Annotated in this window: 10 protein-coding genes; all 10 read left to right on the top strand. The window is 60.0% G+C overall.

Going from position 1 to position 9131, the window contains the following annotated elements; genetic code table 11:
• The first annotated feature begins 187 nt into the window (after positions 1-187).
• Positions 188-1390: a tryptophan synthase subunit beta gene (trpB, locus tag BDE01S_RS05685; protein WP_066078500.1), complete on the top strand. Its 1203-nt coding sequence runs from the start codon at positions 188-190 to the stop codon at positions 1388-1390.
• A 142-nt stretch (positions 1391-1532) separates the two neighbouring features.
• Positions 1533-2042 carry a chorismate--pyruvate lyase family protein gene (locus BDE01S_RS05680; protein ID WP_066078497.1) on the top strand — a complete coding sequence of 170 codons (510 nt, stop codon included), beginning with the start codon at positions 1533-1535 and terminating at the stop codon, positions 2040-2042.
• Positions 2043-2230: 188 nt separating this feature from the next.
• A complete protein-coding gene (ubiA, locus tag BDE01S_RS05675; RefSeq protein ID WP_066078496.1) occupies positions 2231-3130 on the top strand; it encodes a 4-hydroxybenzoate octaprenyltransferase in 900 nt (299 codons plus the stop codon).
• Between the two features lie 233 nt (positions 3131-3363).
• Complete coding sequence (gene ptsN / locus BDE01S_RS05670; protein ID WP_066078493.1) at positions 3364-3813, top strand: PTS IIA-like nitrogen regulatory protein PtsN; 450 nt, start codon at positions 3364-3366, stop codon at positions 3811-3813.
• A 2-nt stretch (positions 3814-3815) separates the two neighbouring features.
• Entirely contained in the window at positions 3816-4778 is a 963-nt protein-coding gene (gene hprK, locus BDE01S_RS05665) for an HPr(Ser) kinase/phosphatase (protein ID WP_066078488.1), read from the top strand.
• On the top strand, positions 4759-5613 hold the full coding sequence (gene rapZ, locus BDE01S_RS05660) for an RNase adapter RapZ (RefSeq protein ID WP_066078485.1): 855 nt from the start codon (positions 4759-4761) through the stop codon (positions 5611-5613). The genes hprK and rapZ overlap by 20 nt, the downstream gene beginning before the upstream one ends.
• Positions 5614-5654: 41 nt before the next feature.
• Positions 5655-5903 carry a hypothetical protein gene (locus BDE01S_RS05655; RefSeq protein WP_066078482.1) on the top strand — a complete coding sequence of 83 codons (249 nt, stop codon included), beginning with the start codon at positions 5655-5657 and terminating at the stop codon, positions 5901-5903.
• 102 nt (positions 5904-6005) lie between these two features.
• A complete protein-coding gene (gene ylqF / locus BDE01S_RS05650; RefSeq protein WP_066078480.1) occupies positions 6006-6953 on the top strand; it encodes a ribosome biogenesis GTPase YlqF in 948 nt (315 codons plus the stop codon).
• 16 nt (positions 6954-6969) lie between these two features.
• Positions 6970-7620 (top strand): SMC-Scp complex subunit ScpB, encoded by a 651-nt coding sequence (gene scpB, locus BDE01S_RS05645; protein WP_066078478.1) that lies wholly within the window; start codon positions 6970-6972, stop codon positions 7618-7620.
• Positions 7621-7880: 260 nt separating this feature from the next.
• A complete protein-coding gene (locus BDE01S_RS05640) occupies positions 7881-9101 on the top strand; it encodes an MFS transporter (RefSeq protein ID WP_066078475.1) in 1221 nt (406 codons plus the stop codon).
• Positions 9102-9131 lie beyond the last annotated feature (30 nt).

The raw sequence follows: 9131 nt of genomic DNA, 5'->3' as shown, positions 1-9131 counted from the left end.
CGGCGAGCCACAGACAGTACAAGTAGTACGGCCAGGCGCAGCCAACGCCGTAGATTTTTTATTTGAATTCACTATATTTTGAAAAAAGCCGTCTGAAACCCTATAATCCTATCATTGCATCTACCCATATTTTTCACGATTTTCAGACGGCCTTGTTTGCCATGCGCCATCACACAAAGGATAAAAGATGAAAAACTACCAAGCACCCGACGCACAAGGCTTTTTCGGCGAACACGGCGGCCTTTACGTTTCCGAAACATTAATCCCCGCGCTACAGGAATTGGCCGAGGCTTACGAATCAGCCAAAAAAGACCCGGAATTTTGGGCCGAATTCCGCCGCGATTTGAAGCATTACGTCGGCCGCCCCAGCCCGGTTTACCATGCCGAGCGTCTGAGTGAGCATTTGGGCGGCGCGCAAATCTGGCTCAAACGCGAAGATTTAAACCACACCGGCGCGCACAAAGTCAACAATACCATCGGCCAGGCGCTTTTGGCCAAGCGCATGGGTAAAAAGCGCGTGATTGCAGAAACCGGCGCGGGTCAGCACGGCGTGGCCAGCGCCACCGTCGCCGCACGTTTCGGCATGACCTGCGACGTGTATATGGGCGCGGACGACATCCAGCGCCAAATGCCCAACGTCTTCCGCATGAAGCTCTTGGGTGCCAACGTGGTCGGCGTGGAGAGCGGCAGCCGCACGCTGAAAGACGCGATGAACGAAGCGATGCGCGAATGGGTCGCCCGCGTGGACGATACGTTTTACATCATCGGTACCGCCGCCGGCCCGATGCCTTATCCCGAAATGGTGCGTGATTTCCAATGCGTCATCGGCAACGAAGCCAAAGAGCAGATGCAGGAAGCCATCGGCCGCCAGCCGGATGTGGCCGTGGCCTGCGTGGGCGGCGGCTCCAACGCCATCGGCCTGTTCCACCCCTATATCGAAGAAACCGGCGTGCGCCTGGTGGGCGTGGAAGCGGGCGGCTTGGGCGTGCACACACCCGACCACGCCGCGCCGATTACTTCGGGTGCGCCGATTGGCGTATTGCACGGCTTCCGCAGCTATCTGATGCAGGACGACAACGGCCAGGTATTGGGCACGCATTCCGTGTCCGCCGGTTTGGACTACCCCGGCATCGGCCCGGAACACAGCCATCTGCACGACATCGGCCGCGTCGAATACACCGCCGCCAATGACGATAAAGCGCTGGAAGCCTTCGACCTGCTCTGCCGCTTCGAGGGCATCATCCCCGCTTTGGAAAGCTCGCACGCGCTGGCCTGGGCGGTGGAAAACGCGCCGAAAATGGGCAAAGACCAAGTGATTTTGGTCAACCTCTCCGGCCGCGGCGACAAAGACATCAATACCGTTGCCAAATTAAAAGGCATCGAGCTGTAAACCCGCAAGCCGTCTGAAAACAGCGTTTGCCGCCATCACCGCAGGCGCAGGCCGTCTGAAAACGGCACATTGCGCCGCCGCACGCTGCACGATCTTTTTCAGACGGCATTGTTCAGACAGCCTGTTTCCCGAAAATACCCGCATGACCCGCCCTCCGATTTGGCAGGCCGCCCCGCCGCCCGATGCCCCGCCCATCCTGCACGCGCCGTCGCTGACGGCGGCTTTGCGCGCGTTGGACGCAGAATTTTCCGTGCGTCTGCTGTATTTGGGCGCAGCCGAAAGCGGCACACCCGCCAACGCTTACGCCGGGCTGATGCCGCCGCCCGATACGCCGTGTTTTGTGCGCGATGTGGTCTTGTGCCTGAACCGCACGCCCGTTATCCAAGCACGCAGCCTGTGCACCGCGTCCGCACACAACTGGCGCGAACTGCTCGACTGCGGCAGCCGCCCCTTGGGCGAATTGCTGTTTGACGGCTCGCTGCCGCTGACCCGCTCGGCATTTGAGTTTGCCCAAATCGCCGACAACGCACACCCCGCGCCGCTGACCGCCCGCCGCTCCCGCTTCCGCTGGCAGGGCGAGGATTTATGGCTGGCCGAATGCTTCCTGCCCGAGCTGCACGCCTATCTGCCGCCGACGGGTGCGCTCGGATAACATGGTTCTGCTGCCCTTATTCCGCGCGTATGACAATAAGCGGCCTGTTTTCAGACGGCCTGACCCGCTGCCGGACGCTGCAGGCCGTCTGAAAAACGCTCCGGCTCAAGCAATCGGCATACAACCAAGCCGAAAACCGCTTCACTCCGGTTTCAAACCCTGCCGGACACCGATTTGTATTGATAAATATGTTTGCCCTACTTTCCAAATACCTCTCCCCCGCCGCCGCCGAAAAAGCAACCGTTTACCTACAGCTGATGCGCGCCGACAAACCCATAGGCACGCTGCTGCTGCTTTGGCCGACATATTGGGCGATGTGGATTGCCGCCAAAGGCTATCCCGGCCACACCGTGTTCGCTGCCTTTACCGCCGGCGTGTTTCTGATGCGTAGCGCGGGCTGCGTCATCAACGACTATGCCGACCGTGATTTCGACGGCGCAGTCGAGCGCACGCGCAACCGCCCGTTTGCACGCGGCGCCGTCAGCCGCAAGGAAGCCCTGCTGCTGACCGCCGCGCTCTGCCTGCTGGCCGCCCTATGCATCCTACCCCTGAACCGCCTTACTTGGCTGATGAGCCTGCCGGCGCTGTTTCTGGCCATGAGCTATCCGTTTACCAAACGCTTTTTCCCGATTCCGCAGCTGTATCTGGGGCTGGCATTTTCGTTCGGCATCCCCATGGCTTTTGCCGCCGTCACCGACAGCGTGCCCGCTACCGCCTGGCTGATATTCGCCGCCAATATGCTGTGGACGCTGGCCTACGATACCATCTACGCCATGGCCGATAAGGAAGACGATTTGAAAATCGGCATCCGCACGTCCGCCATCACTTTCGGCCGCCACGACCTGACCGCCGTGATGCTCTGCCACGCCGGTTTTACCCTGCTGATGGTGGTATTGGGGCTGCACATCCACGCCACCTGGCCTTATTGGCTGATGCTGCCCGTAACCGTATGGTGGCAGTACGGCCAATACCTGACCGCCGGCACGCGCAACCGCCAAGTCTGCTTCCACACGTTTTTGGGCAACAGCCGCATCGGCATGGCCTGGTTTCTCGGCATCGCCGGCCATTATCTGTGGCTGGGCGCATAAAGCAGGCGGCGGTTTTTCAGACGGCCGCAGACGGTGCAAACCTATTCCAAACGGCTAAAGCTCGGCGGCATCGCGCGTGTACCGCCGTTTCCGTTTGCATGGCGGCAAGCAGCCGGTACGGAACGCCGTATCCAATCTCACGGAGCGGCCATAAATTGTCGGTTTGCCATTGAGATTTACCCCGACACTCGGTACAATTCCATCTTGTTTTGCTACCTCTTAAAGAGATTCTTATGAGCCTGATCGGCGAAATCCTCCCCTTGTCCCATATCGTGTTGGACTTGGAAGTCAGCAGCAAAAAACGCCTGTTCGAGCAGGCCGGCCTGCTGCTGGAAAATGAAGCGGGTCTGCCGCGCTCCGATGTATTCGACTGTCTGTTTGCCCGCGAAAAACTGGGCACGACCGGCCTGGGCCAAGGCGTTGCCATTCCGCACGGCCGCCATGCCTGCGTAAAACAGGCCGTCGGCACCTTCATCCGCCTGCAAACCCCCGTTGAATTCGACGCGCCCGACGGCAAGCCGGTATCGCTGGTATTTGTGCTGCTGGTACCGGAAAACGCCACCGGCGAGCATTTGGAAGTATTGTCCAAGCTGGCGGGTAAGTTTTCACAAAAAAGCGTGCGCGAGGCGCTCCTGGCGGCGCAAACCGCCGAAGAAGCCTACCGCCTGCTGACCGAAGAGTAAACATGCCGAGTATTTCCGTACGCCAGCTCTACCAAGACAATCTGCACAAACTGCAACTGGCTTGGGCGGCCGGCAATTCCGGTGCCGACAACCGCATCGGGGTCGAGGCCGACAAGCCCGTTTTGGCGCTGGTCGGCCATTTGAATTTTATCCACCCCAATCAGGTGCAGGTGGTCGGCGCAGCCGAAGCCGAATACCTCAAGCGTCTCGAATCGGGCGAGCTGCCCTACGATTTTCAAGAGCTGTTCGATATTCCCATGTCGCTGGTGATTGTGGCCAACGGCCTGCCCGTTTCGCCCAAGCTGCGCGATTTCTGCCATACCCGAGGCATTCCGCTCCTGACGTCCAAAGTGGAAAGCCCGCACCTGATGGACGTGCTGCGGATTTACCTGCAGCGCACGCTTGCCGTTTCCATCGTGCGCCACGGCGTGTTTCTCGACGTATTCGAAGTCGGCGTGCTCATTACCGGCCAGTCCGGCCTGGGTAAAAGCGAATTGGCGCTGGAGCTGATTTCGCGCGGCCACAGCCTGATTGCCGATGACGCCGTCGAGCTTTTCCGCACCGGCCCCGAAATGCTGGAAGGCCGCTGCCCGCCCATGCTGCGCGATTTTCTGGAAGTACGCGGCCTGGGCGTATTGAACATCCGCCACATTTTCGGCGAAACCTCCATCCGCCCGAAAAAAGTACTCCAGCTCATCATCAACCTCGTGGCTGCCGATGACGAATACATGAAGCAGCTCGACCGCCTGAGCATCCGCACCGAAACCGAATCCATCTTAAATGTCAGCATTCGCTCCGTGACCCTGCCCGTGGCCGTCGGCCGCAACCTGGCGGTATTGGTGGAAGCCGCCGTACGCAACTACATCCTGCAGCTGCGCGGCAAAGACAGCACGAAAGAATTTTTGGAACGCCATCAAACCCTGCTGAAGGAAAACGAAAGCAACCATGAAAGTCGTATTGATTAGCGGCCTCTCCGGATCCGGAAAATCCATCGCCCTCAAGCAGTTGGAAGACTTGGGCTATTACTGCGTCGACAACCTGCCGATTGAAATGCTGCCCGCGCTGGTGCAGCACCATTCCGCCCGCAAAAACGAAACGCATCTGGGTGTCAGCGTGGACGTGCGCTCCGGCATCGACATCGACGAAACCCAGGCGCAGATTTACCGCCTGCGCGAAGCCGGCCACCAGGTGGATGTATTATTTGTCGAAGCCGAAGAAAGCGTTTTAGTGCGCCGCTTCTCTGAAACCCGCCGCAGCCACCCGCTCTCCGGCCACGACATGACCCTGACCGAAAGCCTGCAGAAAGAGCGCCAATGGCTCTCGCCCCTGCGCGACTTGGCCTACTGCATCGATACCTCCAAAACCAACGCCCAGCAGCTGCGCTATACCGTGCAGCAATGGCTGAACACCGAGCGGCAAGGGCTGCTGGTGATTTTGGAATCGTTCGGCTTCAAATACGGCACGCCCAACAATGCCGACTTCATTTTTGATATGCGCAGCCTGCCCAACCCCTATTACGACACCGAGCTGCGCCCCTACAACGGCATGGACAAGCCGATTCAGGATTATCTCGACCGCCAGCCGCTGGCGCAGGAAATGGTGGACGACATCTACGGCTTCATCAGCCGCTGGCTGCCGCGTATGCAGCAGGAAAGCCGCAGCTACGTCACCATCGCCGTCGGCTGCACCGGCGGCCAGCACCGCTCCGTGTACGTTGTCGAGCGGCTGGCGCAGCGCCTGAAACACACCTACGAGCTGCTGGTGCGCCACCGTCAGGCCGACAATCTGGCCGGACGCTGACCCACGGCCGTTTTCAGACGGCATTGATTGAAAGGTTGACCATGACACACACCAAAATCCTGTTCCCCCTGCTGGCCGCCGCACTGCTGGCTGCCTGTTCCGCCAACACCGTCGCACCCCACCGCTGGCACCAAACCGGCATGAGCGAAACCGACGTCGTCCGCCAGCAGCGCACCTGCAAAGCGCAGGCCTATCAGGATGCCAAGCAGGGCAAAACGCCCCAAAGTCTGGAAGAATGTATGGACCGCGCCGGCTACTACCAAATCCAATCCGGCAGAGGCAACCTCTAAACCCGCCGCCGCGCCCAAGCGCAGCCGCCCCGATATTGCCGTCTGAAAACCGCCGCATACCCGCGCGATTTTCAGACGGCTTCACTGCAAGAAAGACCCCACATGGCAATCCAATGGTTTCCCGGCCACATGAACAAGGCCAAAAAGGCCATCGCCGAACGCGTTAAAAGCGTGGATATGGTGATTGAAATGCTGGACGCGCGTCTGCCCGCTTCCAGCGAAAACCCTTTGCTGGCGCAGCTTTCCAAAGGCAAGCCCAAGCTGAAAATCCTCAACAAGCAGGATTTGGCCGACCCCGAGCGCACCGATGTCTGGCTGGCGCACTACAACAGCCTGCCCGACACCCGCGCCCTCGCACTCGATTCGTCCGAAAAAGGCGCACACGCCAAAATCACCCAAGCCTGCCGCGCCATGATGCCCAACCGCGGCGGCATAGACAAACCCCTGCGCGTGTTAATCTGCGGCATTCCCAACGTCGGCAAATCCACCCTGATTAACGGCATGATCGGCAAAAAATCCGCTAAAACCGGCAATGAGCCGGGCATCACCAAAGCCGAGCAGCGCCTGTTTCTCGCCGACGATTTCTGGCTTTACGATACCCCCGGTATGCTGTGGCCGAAAATCATCGTTGAAGAGAGCGGCTACAATCTGGCCGCCAGCGGCGCGGTCGGCCGCAATGCGCTGGACGAAGAAGAAGTCGCCCTCGAGCTTTTAGACTATCTGCGCCGCCACTACCTGCCGCTGCTGCAGGCGCGTTACCAAGCCGACAAAGACCCCTCCAGCCACTGGCAGGATACCGACTGGCTGGAATGGATTGCCAAAAAACGCGGCGCAGTGTTATCCGGCGGCCGCATCAACTACCAAAAAGCCGCCGAAAACATTCTCACCGATTTCCGCGACGGCCAAATCGGCCGCATCAGCCTCGAAACCCCGGCGCAATGGGAAAACTGGCTCAAAGCCGCCCGTAAAAAAGAAGCCGAACAGAAAGCCCTGCGCGAAGCCCGCAAAGCCGAGCGCAAAGGCGGCACACCCGTAACACGCCCGGACTGACTGCCCGCTACCGACCATGAACGACAAGCTCCCACCCGACGCGCTGATTGAAGCCGCGCTGTTGACCCAAATCGAACCCTTAAGCGAAAAAGCCATGCGCGAATTGTGCGTGCCGCCGCTGTCGCAAGACAAACTGATTGACGTGCTGACCCAACTCAAACTGCGCTGGCAGCAGCGCGCGCTGGATTTGGTGCACACCCGCGAAGGCTGGCGCTTCCAGATTGCCCAAGCCGCATTCGAACGGCTCGGCAGCCTGCAGGAGCAGCGCACCCCGCGCTATTCCCGCGCCGTAATGGAAACCCTGGCCATCATCGCCTACCAGCAGCCCGTAACCCGAGGCGACATCGAAGGCATACGCGGCGTGGCCGTGTCGCAAAACGTCATGCAAACCCTGCAAGACCGCGGCTGGATTGAAATCATCGGCCACCGCGATTCCGTCGGCCGCCCCGCGCTGTGGGCCACCACGGAAAGCTTCCTGACCGATTTGCGCTTAGACAGCCTGGAAGAATTACCGCCGCTGACCGAGCTGGGCGAGCTGGTTTTACCCGAGTTGCAGGACACCCCGCCGAGCGGCGATGAAGAAGCAGAAGACGAAGCCGAAGCAGACACCCTTGAAACAGCCGAGCCGCCGCCCGAACACGGCAACCGCGATATGCTGCTGAACTAAATTCCGCATCGTACATAATGTGCGTTCGGGGTAAGACAAACGGTTGAAAAATATAAAATCCGTTGAAATTCAGCAACCTGCTCCTTACCCCCACTCCTGCGGGGGGAAGGTTAGGATGGTGGCGGTTGGTCTAAAGTGACCTGGAAATCACCCCCACCCTAACCCTCCCCCGTTAAAGACGGGGGAGGGAATAGATGACTGAAATATCAAGCATTACTCAAATCACTTGTCCCAAACACACGTTACATAAGGACCAACCTATGAGCCGCCCCGACCGACTGATTTGGCTGGCCGTTTTTTCCGGCGCGGCCGTCTTGCTGATTACCATGGGCATCCGTATGTCGCTGGGGCTGTTTGTGCCGCCGCTGGTCAACACCACCGCGCTCAGCATGACAACCGTCAGCTTCGCCATGGCGCTCAACCAATTAATGTGGGGCGTCGCGCAGCCGGTTTCCGGCGCACTGGCCGACAAATACGGCGCACGCCCTGTTTTAATCTGGGGCACGCTGCTGCTGGCGCTCGGCTGCATCGCCGTGCCCCTGTTCCCCGGCGCTTTAGGGCTGGTACTGACCGTCGGCTTTCTGCTGGCATTCGGCGCGGGCGCGGGCAGCCACTCGGTCTTAATGAGCCGCGTGATGCAGCATGTGCCGCCCGCCCTGCGCGGTACGGCTTCGGGCATTGTCAACGCAGGCGGCTCGTTCGGCCAGTTTGCCTTTGCCCCGCTGATACAGAGCCTGATTTTTCTCCCCGCCGTCGGCTGGCAGGGCGCAATGTATGTGCTAGCCGCCATCAGCCTGCTGATTATTCCCGCCGCCTGCCTGCTGACCCTCCGTAATTCGACAGCCGAACCCGCTCCCGCCGCCACATCCGCGCCGGAGCAGCCCTTAAAGCAGGCCGTCGCAGCCGCGTTTAAAGACCGCAGCTACCTGCTGCTGCACCTGGGCTTTTTCACCTGCGGCTTCCATATCGCCTTTCTCGTCACCCACCTGCCCACCGAAGTCGCCCTGTGCGGCTTGCCGCCCGCCGTAGCGTCCTGGTCGCTGGCCATCATCGGCATCGCCAATGTCGGCGGCAGTTTGGCCGCAGGTTGGGCGGTCGGCCGCTTCCGCAGCAAATACATTCTGTTTTGGATGTACAGCTCGCGCGTGGCGCTGATTGCCCTTTACCTGATGCTGCCGCGCACCGATTGGACCTTCTATCTTTTTGCCGCCGGCTTGGGTCTGACCTGGCTGGCAACCGTACCGCCGACCGCCGCCATCACCGGCAAACTGTTCGGCCTACGCTATCTGGCCACCCTCTTCGGCCTGACGCTGCTCTCGCACCAAATCGGAGGCTTTCTCGGCGCCTATCTCGGCGGCCTCGCGCTCAATGCCTTCGGCGACTACGGCTGGATGTGGTACGCCGATATGGCACTGGCCGCACTGGCCGCCTTGTGCAACCTGCCGATACGCGAGCCGAAAGTAAAGGCGGAACGGACGTAAGGCGCAGCGGAATAAGCCGTCTGAAAATGC

The organism is Bergeriella denitrificans NBRC 102155 (assembly GCF_001592185.1).
In the GTDB taxonomy this organism is placed as follows: Bacteria; Pseudomonadota; Gammaproteobacteria; order Burkholderiales; family Neisseriaceae; genus Neisseria; species Neisseria denitrificans.
This window is presented reverse-complemented; position numbering and strand designations above follow the sequence as displayed.